This is a genomic window from Pseudomonas sp. KNUC1026 (assembly GCF_021650705.1).
Lineage (GTDB): Bacteria > Pseudomonadota > Gammaproteobacteria > Pseudomonadales > Pseudomonadaceae > Aquipseudomonas.
On the sequence record NZ_CP087138.1, the window covers coordinates 2,077,899 to 2,094,689 of the forward strand.

Below are 16,791 nucleotides of genomic sequence, written 5' to 3' on the forward strand. Positions count from 1 at the left end.
GCGGCCAGCGGGCCCGTTCAAGAAACCCCGCGCCACGCCGATTCAGGGTAAACACACCTACCCGTTCACTCGCCGCCGGAGGGCATCGATGAAGCACGTTGCCCTGCCGGCGATGGCGTCGCTGGCCCTGGCCATCGCCTGCGTTTCAAGCACTGCCAAAGTCGCCGTCACCCAGGCCCCGGAGCTGGCCTGGCTGGCCGATGCGCAGGCCTGCGCCGCCCTTACCTCGTTCAAGCTGGAACAAGGCCAGGTCACCGCCGCCGCGTTCGTCGCCTCGGCCAGCGCTGCGGATTTTCGTGCGGTGCCGGCCAACTTCAGCACGCCGTTCTGCCGTGTGCGCCTGACCACCACGCCTGCGTTGGGCGCGAGCATCAATCATGAAGTCTGGCTGCCGGTGGGCCACGCCTGGAACGGGCGCTTTCTCGGCACCGGCAATGGCGGTTTCGCCGGGCGCATCGTCTACAGCGCGCTGGCCAATGGACTGAGCCGCGGCTATGCGGTGGCCAACACCGACGTGGGCACCCACGCCGACACCGGGTTCATCCAGATGGCCGGCGACCCCCAGCGGGTCGAAAACTACCACCAGCGCGCCATCCACCAGATGACCGTGCTGGGCAAGGCGGTGACCGCCGAGTTCTACCAGCGGGCGCCTCGCTACGCGCTGTTCGCGGGCTGCTCCAGTGGCGGCTTCGAGGCGATGACCGAAGCCCTCAATTACCCCACCGACTACAACGGCATCGTCGCCGGCGCACCGGGTATCGACTTTGCTGGCGCCGGGCTGTTTCAAGGCTTCAGCTACGCGCAAACCCACGTTTCCGCCGCTGCGGCCATCGGTGCGAACAAGTTGCCGGCCATCGAAGCGGCGGTGCTGAAACAGTGCGATGCACGCGATGGCCTGGCCGATGGGCAGATCGACGACCCGGCTCGATGTTCGGTGAACCTTGAGCCATTGCTTTGCCAGGGCAGCGAAACCGACCAGTGCCTGACCCGCCCGCAGCTCGATGCACTGGCGGCATTGCGCAACGGCCCCGTGAACCCGCGCAGTGGCCAGCGTTACTACCCGGTGTTCCCTGCTGGCGCCGAGAACGCTGGCGGCGCGCGGGCACGCATTGCCCACCTGAGCACTGGCACCTCCATCGTCGACGCCAGCCCCGGCCCGCTCACGCTGGTGCTGGGGCCTGGCTGGCGTGCCGAGCGCTGGTCGAGCTTCAACTTCGACACTGACGCGCAGGCGGCGCTGGCCGCCTACGCCCCACTGGCGCCCAGCCGGCCCGACCTGGGGCCGTTCATGCGCGCGGGCGGCAAGCTGATCCTGTTTCACGGCCTGCGCGATGCCAATATCTTCGCCCAGAGTTCGGTGGACTATTACCGCAAGCTGCACACCACCATGGGCAGCGCCAATACCGAGGCGTTCAGCCGCCTGTACCTGGTGCCGGGCATGGACCACTGCGCCGGCGGCACCGGCCCTGACGAATTCGGCCAGGTCGACTGGAAAGCACCTGCCGAGGGCGCACCGGAGAGCGACGTGATCGGCTCGCTGGACAGCTGGGTCAGCGCCGGGCAGGCACCAGCCACGCTGGTGGCGGCGGCTTATGAAGGTGAACGGCTGACCCGCACACGGCCGCTGTGCCCGTGGCCGCAGGTGGCGAAGTACCAGGGTGGGGATATCGACCACGCGGATAGCTTCATTTGCCAGGCCGCGCCTTTGGAGGCAGCAGGGTTGTAAGTACGTCGCCCGTTGCACGTCGCCCGTTGCACGTCGCCCGGCGAGCCGGCCTCCTGACCCTGTGAACGGTATAGCTGCAGTGGAAGGGCGGCTTGCCGAATTCACTGGCGCTATACAGATCATCTGGTGGGAGGCCGGCTCGCCGGGCGACGTGCAACGGCGACGGGCAACGGCGACGGGCAGCTCGGCAGCCCCTGAAATGTTCAGCGCCTGCATCAATAGGCTCGCCACACCGAACTTGCCGAGCGATTGAGACTCTAGCTGATTGCGCCGCTGCGGTTGGAGTGCGCCGAAGCGCCCGATACCACCAGCCCAACCCCTCTGTGCCAAGCATTCCCAACGCTGGAGCCCGACCCGTGCCACGCCTGTGCCTGTTGTTACTGCTCACTTTACTGAGCCTGAACCTCAACGCCGCCACCCCTGCAGCCGCACCCGAAAAGCCACCCGAGCCTCTGGTGCAAGGCGGCCTGCTCGGCACCCTGGGCTCAAGCCTGGACAACCTGCAGGATTCACTGAACCTCAACGACAGCCTGGTCGACACCTGGCGCCTGCGCACCGACCGCGCGGCCGATGAGGCCGGCAAGTTGCTGGACCAGCACGACGCCAACGACGGCCTGTGGCTGACCCGCGACTTCCTCATCCTGAGTGCGTGCTGGATCGGCAGCTTCGCCGTGCTGCACCTGCTGGCGCGCACCTTGTGGGGCGGGCCGGGCGCTTACGGCTGTTCAGGCAGCGCCAGCGCCTGCACGACGTGTTCGGCTATCTGCTGCGCTTCACCGCCCCGGCCTTGCTGGCACTGCCGATCACCCTGAGCGTGGCCCACCACCTGGCCTTTTCACCCGCCAGGGCGCTGGCCCTGTCGCTGGCCTACGCCACCGGCAGCGGGATTTTCTCAACCTCGATGGTGATGTGCGTCATCACCCTGTTCGACGCCGGCCACAAGCGCGCTGCGGTGCGGGTGCTGCGCCAGCACGCACCGCGGCAGTTGTTCCTGATCGGCTTCTTCGCGGCCTTGGGCGACGCACTGACCAGCCCGCAGATCGCCCGCCAACTGGGCGGCAACCTCACCGACAGCCTGGCGGTGTTCTGCGGCCTGGCCGCCACCCTGCTGTTCGCGGCGCTGGTGCTGCGCATGCGCAGGCCAGTGGCGCACCTGATCCGCAACCGCAACTACCGCACGCGCCACCAGCACCGCGCCGTGCAGGAAACCCTGCGCATTTTCTCCGCGCTGTGGTATTTGCCGATCCTGCTGATGATCCTGGTGTCGATGGTGCACCTGATCGGCGCGGGCGAAGAGAGCCAGCAGGCCCTGCAACGCGCCTTGATGACCACCGTTCTGCTGGTGGGCGCGGTGTTCCTCAGCACCCTCGCCCATCACCTGCTGCGCCCGCACAGCGCCACCGACCTGGAGCACACGCGGCCGTACCTTGAACTGGTGCGCAGCCTGGCGCACGCCTTGGCCCGGGTCGCCATCGCGGTGGCCTTCATCGAGTTGTTGTCACGTATCTGGGGGTTCTCGGTACTCAAGTTCGCCGCCAGCAACTCGATCGGCCGCGCCATCAGCGATTCGCTCAGCGCCATCGGCCTGATCCTGCTGGTCACCTGGCTGCTGTGGGTGGTGATCGACACGGCTATTCAGGAAGCCCTCAAGCCCGCCGTCGGCAAGCGTGCCAGCCGCCAGCCCAGCACCCGGGTCAAGACCATCCTGCCGATGCTGCGCAATGCCGCCAAGATCGTGCTGGTGGTGATCTGCGTGATCACCACCATGGCCAACCTTGGCATCAACGTCGCGCCGTTGCTGGCCGGTGCCGGTGTGGTCGGCCTGGCCATCGGTTTCGGCTCGCAGCAACTGGTGCAGGACGTGATCACCGGCCTGTTCATCCTGATCGAAGACACCATCGCCATCGGCGACTGGGTGGTGCTGGACTCCGGCCATGCCGGCACCGTCGAGAGCCTGACCATCCGCACCCTGCGCCTGCGCGACGGCAAGGGCTTCGTGCATTCGGTGCCGTTCGGGCAGATCAAGGCGGTCACCAACCAGTCACGGCAGTTCGCCTATGCGTTCTTCTCGGTGCAGGTAACCTACGACAGCGACATCGACACCGCCCTGCGGCTGATTCGCGAAACCGCCGACGACATCGAAAAGGACATTCTGCTGAGCAGCAGCCTGCAGGGGCCGTTCCAGGTGTTCGGCGTCGACAAGATGGACCTCAACGGCATCACCCTCACCGCGCAGTTCCGCACGACCTCCGGCGGCCAGTACGGCGTAGGCCGGGCATTCAACGAGCGGCTGAAGAAGAAGGTCGATGAAGTGGACAACGTCAGTTTCGCCCAGTACCTGATGGCGCCGCGCCCGCAATGATGCGGTGCGATCAGCGCACACCCCGCCCCGCTGCGCAGTTTCGCGCGGGATTGGGCTGGGGTATGCTGCCGGGCACTTTATTCCCTGAGCCTGACCGATGCCGAACCGCCGCGCTGTGCACTTGCTGCTGATTGCCGTGGCCGCCTGCGCCGCCGACATGCTCCTGGCCCGCGCGCTGCAAGCGAGCGTAACGTTCTGCATGGGCGAAGCGCCGCCGTGCGGGGTGCTCGCCTGGCAACAAGGCGCGCTCGAGCTGCTGCAACTGCCCGGTTCGCACATTTCCAGCTGGTTTCATCACGGCGCCCTCGCCCGCCTCGGCGCCACCGCCTGGTGGTGGCTCGATGGCCTGGCCTGGGGCCTGCTGGCGGCGCTGGTTGCCGCCGCCTTCTATCGCCGCACTCCACCTTCTGCCTGAATTCCAAGGACAAAAAAGCCCATGGCTAAACGCCTGCTCGTTTTGAACGGCCCCAACCTGAACATGCTCGGCCTGCGTGAGCCTGCTACCTACGGCAGCGAAACCCTGGCCGATGTCGAAGCCATGTGCGTGGCCGCCGCCAAGGCACATGGCCTGGAGGCCGAGTGCCGGCAGACCAACCATGAAGGCCAGATGATCGACTGGATTCACGCCGCGCGTGGCACGGTAGACGGCATCGTCATCAACCCCGGCGCCTGGACTCACACGTCCGTTGCCATTCATGATGCTTTTGCTGCAGCTGAAGTGCCGGTGCTGGAAGTGCACATCTCCAACGTGCACAAGCGCGAGAGCTTTCGCCACCACTCCTACGTGTCGCTGATTGCGGTAGGTGTGATTGCGGGGTTCGGCACGCACGGCTACACGCTTGCGATCGACCATTTCGCCAAGTTGCTCAAGTGAACCGAACGCCCAAAAAAGAAGGCGGCGGCCCCTGACGAGGCCGCCGCCTTTTTCATGCCTGCGCCTTGAGCGGTGCAGGCACGGCAGCGTTGCTCAGACCAGCGCGCTGCGGCGCTTGAGCTCAGTGTTGAGAATGAAGTCATTCTCCGAGTAATCCACCGGGCAGTCGATCACGTGCACACCTGGGGTTTTCAGGCAGTCCTGCAGCAGCGGCAGGAAGCCTTCGGCGCTCTCGACACGGTGGCCATGGGCACCGTAGCTCTGGGCGTACATCACGAAGTCCGGGTTGCCGTAGTCCAGGCCGAAGTCGGTGAAGCCCATGTTCGACTGCTTCCAGCGGATCATGCCGTAGCCGTCGTCACGCAGGATCACCACCACCAGGTTCATCTTCAGGCGAACGGCGGTTTCCAGCTCCTGGCTGTTCATCATGAAGCCACCGTCGCCGCACACGGCGATCACCGGGCGGTCCGGGTACACCAGGTGCGAGGCCATGGCCGATGGCAGGCCTGCGCCCATGGTCGCCAGCGCGTTGTCGAGCAGCACGGTGTTGGGCTTGTGCGCCTTGTAGTTGCGGGCGAACCAGATCTTGTAGATGCCGTTGTCCAGCGCCACGATGCCTTCGGACGGCAGCGCGCGGCGGATGTCGGCAACCATGCGCTGCGGGTAGATCGGGAAACGGTCGTCGTCGGCGCCTTCGATGATCTGCGCTTCGTTGGCTTCACGCACCTGCAGCAGGCGGCTGAAGTCCCAATGGGCGGTGTCGCCCAAAGCTTCGCTGATCTGCCAGACGGAGTTGGCGATGTCGCCGATCACTTCGATCTGCGGGAAGTACACCGCGTCCACTTCGGCCGAGCGGAAGCTTACGTGGATGACTTCGGTGCCGCCGCGGACCATGAAGAACGGCGGCTTCTCGATCACGTCGTGGCCGATGTTGATGATCAGGTCGGCCGCTTCCACTGCGCGGTGCACGAAGTCACCGGCCGACAGCGCGGCGTTGCCGAGGAAGCGCTCGTGGCGCTCGTCGACCACGCCTTTACCCATCTGCGTGGTCACGAACGGGATGCCGGTCTTGTCGATCAGTTGCTTGAGAACCTTGGCGGTCATCTTGCGGTTGGCGCCGGCGCCGATCACCAGGATCGGGCTGCGGGCCTTTTTCAGCTTTTCGACGGTCGCTTCGATGGCGCGGTGCTCGGCCAGCGGGCGGCGGTGCAGGCTGCGCGGGATCGGCATCGCGTCGGTCTGGTCGGCGGCGATGTCTTCAGGCAGCTCCAGGTGCACGGCACCGGGCTTTTCTTCTTCGGCCAGGCGGAAGGCTTCACGCATGCGCGCCGGGATGTTGTCGGCCGAGGCGAGCTGGTGGGTGTACTTGGTGATGGGGTCCATCATTCCGCACACGTCGATGATCTGGAAGCGGCCCTGCTTGGACTTCTTGATCGGCTTCTGGCCGGTGATCATCATCATCGGCATGCCGCCCAGATACGCATAGGCGCCAGCGGTGACCAGGTTGGTGGCGCCAGGCCCCAGGGTCGACAGGCTCACGCCGGTCTTGCCGGTCAGGCGGCCATAGGTCGCGGCCATGAAGCCCGCGGATTGCTCGTGACGGGTCAGGACCAGCTTGATCTGCGACTTGCGCAGCGATTCCAGCAGATCGAGGTTCTCCTCGCCCGGGATGCCGAACACGTACTCGACGCCTTCGTTTTCCAGACACTGCACCACTACATCGGCGGCCTTGGCCATCTTCCTCGTTACCTCGAAGTTCACTGAGGGTTCACCGCCCTCCCGTGAGAGCGGTGTGGGCCGCCTCGCGCAGGCGAAACGGCCACGAACGGCAGCGGCGTGCAGCGCCCGTGCTACAGGCTCTTGGCGATGCCTGTAGCGCAGGCGTTGGCCGGCTACAGAATTCTCGACGCCAGCGGCCTGGAGAAAGTCACGGCCGTGCCACAAACACTTACTGCCCATCGAGCAGAAAGTTCCCCACCCGGGGTTCGCCTTCGAGGGTCGGCACCTGGGCTTCGTCCTTGAGGTTCACCCCGCTCAGCTGGCGCTGCCAGGCCTGGCGCATCAGGTACAGCAAGGTGTGGCTGGCCATGGCGTAGCTCATGCCCTCCAGGCGCACATTGGAAATGCAGTTGCGCGCAGCGTCGGTCAGGCCCACGCGCGGCGCGTAGGTGAAGTACAGGCCCAGGCTGTCCGGCGAACTCAGGCCGGGGCGTTCGCCGATCAGCACCACCACCATGCGTGCCTTGAGCCGCTGGCCGACGTCATCGCCCAACGCCACTCGGCTCTGCCGCACCAGGCTGACCGGCGCCAGGCGCCAGCCTTCGGCACGGGCCAATTCGCTGATGCGTTCCACCATCACCTGCCCGTGGCGCTCGATGGCAAGCGACGACAGCCCATCGGCCACCACCAGGGCGAGATCGTAGCCCTCCGGGTGTTCGGCCGCCCACTCGTCTAGCCGTGCGGCGCTGGCGTCATCCAGCCGGCGGCCCAGGTCCGGGCGTTGCAGGTAGGTGTGCCGGTCGGCGGCGGCGCTGTGCAGTGGCAACACCTCGAAGCCCTTGGCCTCAAGCGCTTTGCCCACGGCATCGGCGTCGAGCGGCACGTGCACGGCGTCGCGCGCCTGGGCGTGGGCGTACTGAAAATCCAGCTGCGCGGCGGTCGGCAGGCTGGTGCCGGCGCGGCCCAGCGCGATGCGCGCGGGCGTGAGCCGGCGCAGGGCCTGCCAGGGGTCGGGCCGCGCAGGGGTGTCATGGTCGTCGTCGTGCATAGGCAGTGCTCATCCCAAATGGGCAAGGGCCGGGCGAAACGCCGGCGGTACATCACGGCCCAGCTGCAGGCGGCCGCCGTCCTGGCGCAGGATCCCGGTATGGGCCAGCCAGGCTTCGAATTCAGGTGCGGGTTTCAGGCCCAGCGCCTGGCGCGCATACAGCGCATCGTGGAACGAGGTGGTCTGGTAGTTGAGCATCACATCGTCCGAGCCCGGGATGCCCATGATGAAATTGATGCCGGCCACGCCCAGCAGCGTCAGGAGCATGTCCATGTCGTCCTGGTCGGCTTCGGCGTGGTTGGTGTAGCAGATGTCGCAGCCCATCGGCACGCCGAGCAGCTTGCCGCAGAAGTGGTCCTCAAGGCCGGCGCGGATGATCTGCTTGCCGTTGTAGAGGTACTCCGGGCCGATGAAGCCGACCACGGTGTTGACCAGGAACGGGTTGAAGTGCCGCGCCACAGCGTAGGCGCGGGCCTCGCAGGTTTGCTGGTCGACGCCATGGTGGGCGTTGGCCGACAGCGCACTGCCCTGCCCGGTCTCGAAATACATCAGGTTCTGCCCCACGGTGCCGCGCTTGAGGCTCAGGCCTGCCTCGTAGCCCTCCTGCAGCACGCTCAGGCTGATACCGAAGCTTTCGTTGGCCGCCTGGGTGCCGGCGATAGACTGGAACACCAGGTCCAGCGGCAGGCCGCGTTCGATGGCAGCAATCGACGAGGTGACGTGAGTGAGCACGCAGGATTGGGTGGGAATGCCGTAACGCTGGATCACCCCGTCGAGCATCTTCAGCAGCTCGCCGATGGCGCCCAGGCTGTCGGTGGCCGGGTTGATGCCGATCATGGCATCGCCGTTGCCGTACAGCAGGCCGTCGAGCACGCTGGCGGCGATGCCGGCGGCGGCGTCGGTCGGATGGTTGGGCTGCAACCGGGTGCTCATGCGCCCGCGCAGGCCCACGGTGTTGCGAAACGCGGTGACCACGCGGATCTTCTGCGCCACCAGCACCAGGTCCTGCACCCGCATGATCTTCGACACCGCTGCCGCCATCTCCGGAGTCAGGCCCGGCGCAAGCGCGCGCAGGCTCTGCTCGGTAGCCTGCTCGCCCAGCAGCCAATCGCGAAAGCTGCCCACGGTCAGGTGGCTGACCGGGGCAAACGCGGCGCGGTCATGGCTGTCGATGATCAGCCGGGTCACCTCATCCGCTTCGTAGGGGACCAGCGCCTCTTCAAGGAAGCGCTTGAGCGGCACGTCGGCCAGTGCCATCTGCGCGGCGGCGCGCTCGGCATCGGACTGCGCCGCGATACCGGCCAGGCAGTCGCCCGACCGGGCCGGGCTGGCCTTGGCCATCAGCTCACGCAAATCCTCGAAGCGCCAGTGGTGCCCACCTGCTACCTGGGTGAAGCCGGCCATCGGTCATACCTCCGTTGCCAGTCGTTCGCTTGGGTTGGTGCGGCTGCGCACCAGTTTCGAGAACACCGCGCCCACGGCCATCAGCGCGGCGAAAATCACGGTGATGGTGGGGTTGAACCAGACCATCGCGATCAGGCACACCACCGCCAGTGCCAGGGCGATGCCCGGCACGATCGGGTAACCCGGGGCGCGGAAGCTGCGCTCAAGGTTCGGCTCGCTGCGGCGCAGCTTGAACAGGCTGAGCATGCTCATGATGTACATCACGATAGCCCCGAACACCGACATGGTGATCATTGCGGCGGTCAGCGTCATGCCTTGCAGGTTTACCGCACCATCGCTGAGCACGGCCGCGATGCCCACCACGCCGCCGGCCAGGATGGCGCGGTGCGGGGTCTGGAAGCGTGAAAGCTTGGCCAGCGCTGGTGGCAAAAAGCCCGCCCGGGCCAGCGCGAAGAACTGCCGCGAATAGCCCAGGATGATGCCGTGAAAGCTCGCCACCAGGCCGAACAGACCGATCCACACCAGCATGTGCATCCACGCCGAGTTGTTGCCCACCACGGTTTTCATCGCCTGTGGCAGCGGGTCGTTGATGTTCGAAAGCGCCCGCCAGTCGCCGACGCCGCCGGCGAAGATCATCACCCCCAGGGCAAGGGTCACCAAGGTCAGGATGCCGGCGATGTAGGCACGCGGAATGGTGCGCTTGGGATCGCGCGCTTCTTCGGCGGCCATGGCCGCCCCCTCGATGGCCAGGAAGAACCAGATGGCGAAGGGAATGGCGGCGAAAATGCCGGAGATGGCCTCAGGGCCGAATGTGTCACTGCCCGACCAGCCGCCGAGCACGAAGTTGCTGAAGCTGAAGCCCGGCGCTACCACGCCCATGAACACCAGCAGCTCGATCACCGCCAGCACCGTCACCACCAGCTCGAAGGTGGCGGCGATGTTCACGCCGACGATGTTGAGCGTCATGAAGATCAGGTACGCCCCCACCGCCGCCATGCTGGGGCTGAGGTCGGGGAACTGCACGTTGAGGTAGGCGCCGATGGCCATGGCGATGGCCGGGGGCGCGAACACGAACTCGATCAAGGTCGCCAGGCCCGCGACCGTGGCACCGCCCGGGCCGAAGGCGCGCAGGCTGTAGGCGAAGGGGCCACCGGCATGGGGGATGGCGGTGGTGAGCTCGGTATAGCTGAAGATGAAGCAGGTGTACATCACCGCCACCAGCAGGGTCGAAACCAGAAAGCCCAGGGTGCCTGCGGCGCCCCAGCCATAGCTCCAGCCGAAATACTCACCGGAAATCACCAGGCCCACGGCCAGCCCCCACAGATGCAGGGTGCCCAAGGTCGGTTTGAGTGTTGTCGCGGTCATCTGACACCTCGTCATCAGGTAGCCCCGGTCCGGGGGTATGGCGGCAGGATAACCACGAAAAAACCCGCAAGACTTGACCGCCGAATACGCAACCAGGCCGCTGCGGTCAAGTTTGAAAGCCCGGTGCCAGCATGGGGCACGCCGTAGGGCGTTGCACCATTTCGGCCCTGCCTGCGAGTAGATTCCACCTGTCGATGAGTACATCGGTAACGCCGCTGAGCGAGCCGCCCGTGCGCTTCGCGCCTCTGGCGCTGGCTCTGCATGAAAAAGGTACGGTGTTTGCTTGAAACAATTTCATACACTAGCACTCGGCGAACACCACGATGCTGCAAAACCTGGCCCACCCCGGATCTTCACTCAGCGCCGCTGGCACCAATCAGGGCGTGCTGGCGGCTGCTGCCAGTGGCCTGGAGGGGTTCATCACCCAGCACGGTGGCGACCTGGACAGGGTGTTCGGCCATGCCGGCATCGACCCTGAACAGCTGCGCAGCCCCACGCTGTCGCTGAACCTGGCCAATTACTGCCAGGTGATGGAAGAAGCAGCCCGGCAGACCGGCTGCGACAACTTCGGCCTGCACTACGGCCAGCAATTCAAGCCCCAGGCACTGGGCCTGCTCGGTTATGTGGGGCTGTGTTCGGGCACGCTCGAAGAAGCCCTGGTGAATTTCGCCGAGGCCTTTCCGCTGCATCAGCACCACACGCTGATCGAGCTGGTAGACCAGGGCGAGAGCTACCGCTTCGACTATCAGGTGCGCCAGCCCGGCATCGACGCCCGCCGCCAGGACGCCGAGCTGACCTTGGGCATGGCTGCCAACCTGATGCGCCACGTGCTGGGCCAGGGTTGGGCGCCCCGCGAGGTGCACTTCGAGCACCGCCGACCGGCCGACTGGCAGGCGCACCGCGAGCTGTTCGATGCGCCCGTTCACTTCGGCCAGGCCTGCAACAGCCTGATGATCGCCAAGCAGGACCTGGCCGGGCGGATGATGCCCGGCCGTGACCCGGTTTTGCTGATGCTGGTAAAGGACAGCCTGCGCCAGCTCAGTGGCCTGGCCGGCGGCCCGGACCTGCTGGCCCAGGCCAGCGATGCGCTGCGCCATGCGCTGCACCTGGGCGAGCCCAGCCTGGAACGCGTGGCCTGCCAATTGAGGCTGGGTGAGGCCACGCTGCAGCGCCGCCTGCGTGAGCACGGGCTGTGCTTCAGCCAACTGGTGGAACAGGTACGGCGCGACCTGGCACTGCGGCATCTGCGCGAACAGAGCCTGAGCATCAGCGAACTGGCCCCGCTGCTGGGCTACTCGGAAACCAGCGCATTCTCCCGAGCCTTCCGTCGTTGGTTCGGTGTCAGCCCCCGGCAGTGGCGCAGCGTTCAGGGTTGAGGCCGCCGAGCGTCGCGCGGCAAGCCGCCCTCCCACCTCAAGATCAGTGGCATCTGCCCAGTGGGTGGAGCCTGCCAAGTGGATTGAATCTGACAAGTGGGAGGCCGTGTAACGGGCGACGTGCAACGGGCGACGAGCTGCCCAGGCTCAGCCTTTATGGCGAAACAACAGCTGCTGAGCGGTAAACGCCAACAGCCCCTCCTGGCCGAACTCCACCCCATAGCCCGACATCTTGCAGCCACCGAACGGGGTGTCAGGGCGGATCTGCGCATGGCAGTTGACCCATGCCACACCACTTTCAAGCCGTGCCGCCAGCGCAGCCGCTGCTTCGCCATCAGGCCCCCAGACCGAACCGCCGAGGGCGAACTGACTGGCATTGGCGCGTTGCAGCACCTCTTCCACATCGTCGTAGGCCACGATCGGCAACACCGGGCCGAACTGCTCCTCGTCCACCAGGCGGCTGCCATCGCTGATATCGGCCACCAGGGTCGGTGGGTAGAAAAACCCTTCCCCTGCCAGCCGCTCGCCACCACATAGCACCGTCGCCCCCTGAGCGCGCGCATCGGCCACCAACGCTTCAACCAATGCGAGCTGGTCGGGATTCTGCACCGGGCCGAAAGTCACGCCCTCCTCCAACCCGTTTCCGATCACCGCTTGCTGTGCCAGGCCCACCAGCGCCTGGCACAGCGGCTGGTAGATCGACCGATGCACATACAGGCGTTTGAGCGCCGCGCAGGTTTGCCCCATGTTCAGAAACGCTGCCTGGAAGATCGGCCCTGCAATCTGCTGCACGTCGCTGCCCGGCAGCACGATGGCCGCGTCGTTGCCGCCCAGCTCCAGGGTCAGGCGCTTGAGGTTGACCGCGCCGTCGCGCATCACTCGCTGGCCGGTCTGGGTGGAACCGGTGAACACGATCTTGTCGATGCCCGGGTGGGCGGCCATCGCACCACCCAGGCCGCCCACCCCGGTGAGCACGCTCATCACCCCGGCCGGCACATGCCGGGCGATGATTTCACCCAGCTTCAGGGTGCTCAACGGGGTGAGGCTCGACGGTTTGCTGATCACGCAGTTGCCAGCCCGCAGTGCCGGCATGATGTGCCACACCGCGATCATGAACGGCCAGTTCCACGGCGTGATGGACGCCACCACGCCCAGCGGCCGGCGGTGCAGCTCGATGCGGTTCTGCCCGCTGTCTTCGATCACCTCTACCGGCAGCTGCTGGGCCGCGCGATAACGCGCCCACGCCACACCTCCCATCACCTCGTTCATGGCCAGCGCCAGGGGCTTGCCCTGCTCGCGAACGATCAAACGAGCGATAGCCTCGGCGTCGGCCTCGATATCAGCTGCGATATTCGACAGCGCCGCGCCGCGCTGCTCGTGGCTGCTGCAGCGCCAGCCGGCGAAGGCCTGGCGGGCCAGCGCAACGGCTTCGTCCAGTTGCTCCCGGCCGGCGGCCGCACAACGCGCAAAGGGCTTGCCGGTGGCAGGCTCGATGACCTCGAAGCTGCCTTCACTGCCGCTGCGGGCCTGGCCGCCAACGATGTAGGGGTACTCGTGCATGACGTGGGTCTCTTCTTGTTGAGTCTGGGCACCGGGCATCTTAGGCAGGCCCCCGGCCTCACGAAATCCCGTTTTGGTCAGGTTCGACGCCTGGGAACGATCTCTTGGAAAGGGATTCGCGGGCGCAGGCCGATCGGTTACGCTACGCCCCCTCGGCCATGGGCTGGCGCAAGGCGCGCCATGGCGGTAACAGAACACGAGGTTTCGCCTGACCATGAGTAGTTTGAGCAAGATGCTCAGCGTGCTGGACCTTTTCGGCCCGCACTCCCTGCGGCTCGATGCCGACACCATCGCCGCACGCATGGGCCTGTCCCGGGCGACGGTGTACCGCTATGTCAAAGACCTGTGCGAAGCCGGGCTGATCACCCGCCTGCCCGGCAGCCTGTACGGGCTGGGCCCGCGCATCGTCGAGCTCGACTGGATGATGCGCCAGTACGACCCACTGCTGATCGCCGGCCGTGAGCTGATGCACGCGCTATCGGATGAAACGGGCCTGGCGATCTTCACCAGCGTTTATTACGACGGCCACATCATCAACACCTACATCGCAGAGCCGAAGGGGCGCTTCGACTTCGCCTTCGGCCGCGGCCACCCGTTGCCGCTGTTTCGCGGCGCGCAGTCCAAGGTACTGGTGGCGCACCAGAACGGGCGTAGGCTCAAGCGGCTCTACGACGAACAGATCCAGCCCCATGAAGGCGCCACGCTTGATTGGGCGACGTTCAACCGTGAGTGCCGGCGCATTCGCAAGGATGGCCATTGCACCACCCACGACGAGCTCAACGCCGGCCTGACCGGCATCGCCGCGCCGATCTTCCAGCAAGGCGCACAAGAGATCCTCGGCGCGCTGGCGGCGGTGGGCACTAGCGCCAACTTCAAGCTGCTGCGCCAGGAAACAGTCCTGGAAATGCTGATGGACACCGCGCAGCGCATCGCTCACAACCTCGAACCCTTGGCGCCTCGCTCCGCCGTGCCGGCGCCAGCAGCCTCGGAACTGGCCCAGCGATAGCTGGCCAGGCAACCGAGCCCCGCCACGCCGATGAGTACACACATCGGCAGCTCCGTGCCATCGTTCAAATAGCCCACCCAGGCGCTGAACAGCGAACCGCAGGCGAACTGCAGCGCCACCGCCAGCCCGACCGCAGCGCCCGCCTGGCGAGGGAACAGCGCCATCAGGCTGGCGGTGCAGTTGGCACCGATCACCCCGGTCATGCCGATGTAGACAACCACACACGGCACGATGGCGCCCGGCACCGCCCACCCCGCCAGGCTGGTGGCTGCCAGCGCCACACCGGCAGCCGCTGCCACGGCGGTAGTCGCCCGCAGCACCCGCGGCGGGCCGAGCCGGGTGACCCAGCGCGCATTGCACCAGGTGGCCACGATCACCCCGGCGATGTTGAGAGCGAACAGCACCGTGTAGGTTTGCGGCGCGAGCTGGAAGTGTTCGATGAACACGAACGGTGAGGCGGTGATGAACACGAACAACCCGCCAAAGGTGCAGCCCATGCAGGCGATGAAACCCAGCGCGCGCGGCTCGCGCAGCACCGAAGCGTAGGCCCGATAGGCGTGCCAGAGCGACGGGCTGCGCAGGGCTTGCGGGTGCGTTTCTTCCAGCCGCCAGAGGCTGAGCAACAGGCAACCGGCGCCCATCAGTGCCAGCACCGCGAACACGCTGCGCCACCCCAGCCACTGCGCCAGCCAGTTACCGGTCATCGGCGCAACCAGCGTGGCGACCATCGAGATCACGTGCATCAGCGACAGTACCTGCGCCGCCCGGCCCAGGTCGAACACGTCGCGGGCAATGGTGCGGGCCAGCACCAAGGCTGCGGCGCCGCCCACTGCCTGCAAAAAACGCCAGCCCATCAGCGCCGTTACGCTGGGGGCGAGCATGCAACCCAGCGACGCGATGATGTACAGCACCAGCCCCGCCAGCAGCGGCCGCCGCCGGCCGACCCGGTCGGACAACGGCCCGTAGATCAGCATGCCGGTGCACAACCCGGCCAGGAACAAGCCGATGGTGAGCTGCACCTGGGCAGCGTCGCTGTTCAGCTGCTGGGCGATGACCGGCAAGCTGGGCAGGTAGGTATCGATCGACAACGGCGTGAACGAGGCCAGCGCAGCGAGAAGGCCGATAACACCGCGGCTGGATAGGCGTAAGGGCATGGAAGCTCCAGAAGGTCGCCGGCGCTACCGGCGAGGGGTTTGCGAGGGGGCTTCGGCGAACAGCGCGCGGTAGTTGCCGGCGAAGTGGCTGAGGTGGCCGAAGCCCAGGTCGGTGGCGATCTGCGCCACGCTGTACTCCTGCGCACAGGTCAGCCGCAGGCGCCGGCGCGCCTCGTTCAAGCGCACTGCGCGCAGGTACTCGACCGGGCGCATGCCGGTAACCTCCTGGAAGCTCACCTGCAAGGTGCGGCGGCTGACGTTCAAGGCGCGGCAAATCTCCAGAATGCTCGGCGGCGCATCGAGCGCGTCGAGCACGCACTCCTGGCTTTTGCGCACCAGATAGGCGTAAACCCCGTAGCTGCTGCGGCGCAGGGTGTTTTCACTGGCGTGTTCGAGCAGGTCGAGAAACACCTCGGTCGCCACCTGTTCGGCCTGCTGTTCGTCCGGGGCTTCGTTGAGCAGGCGGTAAAGGCGTGAGCTTGCGCAGCGCAGTTGCGGCTCGGGCACCTGCAACGTCCAGCTGCGGGCCAGGTGCTGCCATTGGCTGTCGGTGAGCGCGTGGCCGGCCGCCTGGGCGAAGTGCTCAGCGTCCAGGGTCAGCGCCAGCAGTGCCAGGCCGCCGTCGCTTTGCACGAAGAACTCTTCATCGGCGCGCAGCAACGTGACCCGCCCTGCCCCCACCGGCTGGCCCTGGAACAGCGGCATGGCGCTGCGCGATGTCGACATCGCGACGCACAGCCTGCCGTGAGGCGAACGCCCTCGCTGGGCCACGCACTTGTCGATCGCCTCATGGAACACCTGCACCCGCGCACCGCTGAGTTGCCGCAGCACCGTGTGAGCCGCGCCACTTTCGAGCTGGTCGTAGGCCTGGCGCCAGCCGGGGATGGCGCAGGCATGGAGCTGTACATCGTTGAAAACGTCGGTTTGCGCAAGCATGGCGAACGCCTCTGGAGGCTGTGTAGCTCAGGGCTGGCGGGCCCTGGGAGAGCGCGGCGCAGCCGAAGCGATCATCTGCCTCGACGCCGGGGCCCGTCTATCCCGAAGTAGTCACCCCTGCCGCTGCGGAGTGGCCACGGCAGGATGAAAGATTTATGTCATCTAAAGTCACCAAAGACAAGCGCTTAAATTATGTATTTATCATTATGTGAGAATTAACAAATTTTATAGGCTATCAATAGGCATAAAAAAACCCGGCAT

General features: G+C 66.1%; 12 protein-coding genes and 1 pseudogene. 6 read left to right on the forward strand and 7 right to left on the reverse strand.

The window, feature by feature from the left end; translation table 11 throughout:
* Window positions 1-88 precede the first annotated feature (88 nt).
* From LN139_RS09540 to aroQ, 4 genes and pseudogenes are all read left to right on the forward strand, one after another.
* Window positions 89-1,726, forward strand: a complete 1,638-nt coding sequence (locus tag LN139_RS09540) for a tannase/feruloyl esterase family alpha/beta hydrolase (protein ID WP_236359683.1) — start codon at window positions 89-91, stop codon at window positions 1,724-1,726.
* A gap of 356 nt (window positions 1,727-2,082) precedes the next feature.
* Window positions 2,083-4,088: pseudogene (locus LN139_RS09545) on the forward strand (mechanosensitive ion channel family protein).
* A 97-nt stretch (window positions 4,089-4,185) separates the two neighbouring features.
* On the forward strand, window positions 4,186-4,503 hold the full coding sequence (locus tag LN139_RS09550; protein ID WP_236359684.1) for a hypothetical protein: 318 nt from the start codon (window positions 4,186-4,188) through the stop codon (window positions 4,501-4,503).
* A 21-nt stretch (window positions 4,504-4,524) separates the two neighbouring features.
* A complete protein-coding gene (gene aroQ, locus LN139_RS09555; RefSeq protein WP_236359685.1) occupies window positions 4,525-4,962 on the forward strand; it encodes a type II 3-dehydroquinate dehydratase in 438 nt (145 codons plus the stop codon).
* Window positions 4,963-5,055: 93 nt separating this feature from the next.
* On the opposite strand, the gene LN139_RS09560 is transcribed toward aroQ, so the two are convergent.
* The 4 genes from LN139_RS09560 to eat form a co-directional block, all read right to left on the reverse strand.
* Window positions 5,056-6,699, reverse strand: a complete 1,644-nt coding sequence (locus LN139_RS09560) for an acetolactate synthase large subunit (RefSeq protein WP_236359686.1) — start codon at window positions 6,697-6,699, stop codon at window positions 5,056-5,058.
* A gap of 211 nt (window positions 6,700-6,910) precedes the next feature.
* Window positions 6,911-7,729 carry an ethanolamine ammonia-lyase subunit EutC gene (eutC, locus tag LN139_RS09565; protein WP_236359687.1) on the reverse strand — a complete coding sequence of 273 codons (819 nt, stop codon included), beginning with the start codon at window positions 7,727-7,729 and terminating at the stop codon, window positions 6,911-6,913.
* A 9-nt stretch (window positions 7,730-7,738) separates the two neighbouring features.
* Window positions 7,739-9,133: an ethanolamine ammonia-lyase subunit EutB gene (locus LN139_RS09570; RefSeq protein WP_236359688.1), complete on the reverse strand. Its 1,395-nt coding sequence runs from the start codon at window positions 9,131-9,133 to the stop codon at window positions 7,739-7,741.
* Window positions 9,134-9,136: 3 nt separating this feature from the next.
* Window positions 9,137-10,498: an ethanolamine permease gene (eat, locus tag LN139_RS09575; RefSeq protein ID WP_236359689.1), complete on the reverse strand. Its 1,362-nt coding sequence runs from the start codon at window positions 10,496-10,498 to the stop codon at window positions 9,137-9,139.
* 323 nt (window positions 10,499-10,821) lie between these two features.
* On the opposite strand from eat, the gene qhpR reads away from it, so the two are divergent.
* A complete protein-coding gene (gene qhpR / locus LN139_RS09580; RefSeq protein WP_236359690.1) occupies window positions 10,822-11,874 on the forward strand; it encodes an AraC-like transcriptional regulator QhpR in 1,053 nt (350 codons plus the stop codon).
* 147 nt (window positions 11,875-12,021) lie between these two features.
* On the opposite strand, the gene LN139_RS09585 is transcribed toward qhpR, so the two are convergent.
* Window positions 12,022-13,434: an aldehyde dehydrogenase family protein gene (locus LN139_RS09585; protein WP_236359691.1), complete on the reverse strand. Its 1,413-nt coding sequence runs from the start codon at window positions 13,432-13,434 to the stop codon at window positions 12,022-12,024.
* A gap of 214 nt (window positions 13,435-13,648) precedes the next feature.
* On the opposite strand from LN139_RS09585, the gene LN139_RS09590 reads away from it, so the two are divergent.
* Window positions 13,649-14,440 (forward strand): IclR family transcriptional regulator, encoded by a 792-nt coding sequence (locus LN139_RS09590; protein WP_236359692.1) that lies wholly within the window; start codon window positions 13,649-13,651, stop codon window positions 14,438-14,440.
* On the opposite strand, the gene LN139_RS09595 is transcribed toward LN139_RS09590, so the two are convergent.
* Both LN139_RS09595 and LN139_RS09600 read right to left on the reverse strand, forming a co-directional pair.
* A complete protein-coding gene (locus tag LN139_RS09595; RefSeq protein WP_236359693.1) occupies window positions 14,368-15,594 on the reverse strand; it encodes a multidrug effflux MFS transporter in 1,227 nt (408 codons plus the stop codon). The two genes, LN139_RS09590 and LN139_RS09595, sit on opposite strands and share 73 nt — an antisense overlap.
* Before the next feature lie 24 nt (window positions 15,595-15,618).
* Window positions 15,619-16,530, reverse strand: a complete 912-nt coding sequence (locus LN139_RS09600; RefSeq protein WP_236359694.1) for a helix-turn-helix domain-containing protein — start codon at window positions 16,528-16,530, stop codon at window positions 15,619-15,621.
* Window positions 16,531-16,791 lie beyond the last annotated feature (261 nt).

Bases quoted from the DNA above. Each gene is read 5' to 3' on its own strand.
- eat (WP_236359689.1), bottom strand. From the start codon at position 10,498: ATGACCGCGACAACACTCAAACCGACCTTGGGCACCCTGCATCTGTGG.
- LN139_RS09600 (WP_236359694.1), bottom strand. From the start codon at position 16,530: ATGCTTGCGCAAACCGACGTTTTCAACGATGTACAGCTCCATGCCTGC.
- qhpR (WP_236359690.1), top strand. From the start codon at position 10,822: ATGCTGCAAAACCTGGCCCACCCCGGATCTTCACTCAGCGCCGCTGGC.
- LN139_RS09585 (WP_236359691.1), bottom strand. From the start codon at position 13,434: ATGCACGAGTACCCCTACATCGTTGGCGGCCAGGCCCGCAGCGGCAGT.
- LN139_RS09590 (WP_236359692.1), top strand. From the start codon at position 13,649: ATGAGTAGTTTGAGCAAGATGCTCAGCGTGCTGGACCTTTTCGGCCCG.
- LN139_RS09570 (WP_236359688.1), bottom strand. From the start codon at position 9,133: ATGGCCGGCTTCACCCAGGTAGCAGGTGGGCACCACTGGCGCTTCGAG.
- LN139_RS09540 (WP_236359683.1), top strand. From the start codon at position 89: ATGAAGCACGTTGCCCTGCCGGCGATGGCGTCGCTGGCCCTGGCCATC.
- LN139_RS09550 (WP_236359684.1), top strand. From the start codon at position 4,186: ATGCCGAACCGCCGCGCTGTGCACTTGCTGCTGATTGCCGTGGCCGCC.
- eutC (WP_236359687.1), bottom strand. From the start codon at position 7,729: ATGCACGACGACGACCATGACACCCCTGCGCGGCCCGACCCCTGGCAG.
- LN139_RS09560 (WP_236359686.1), bottom strand. From the start codon at position 6,699: ATGGCCAAGGCCGCCGATGTAGTGGTGCAGTGTCTGGAAAACGAAGGC.
- aroQ (WP_236359685.1), top strand. From the start codon at position 4,525: ATGGCTAAACGCCTGCTCGTTTTGAACGGCCCCAACCTGAACATGCTC.
- LN139_RS09595 (WP_236359693.1), bottom strand. From the start codon at position 15,594: ATGCCCTTACGCCTATCCAGCCGCGGTGTTATCGGCCTTCTCGCTGCG.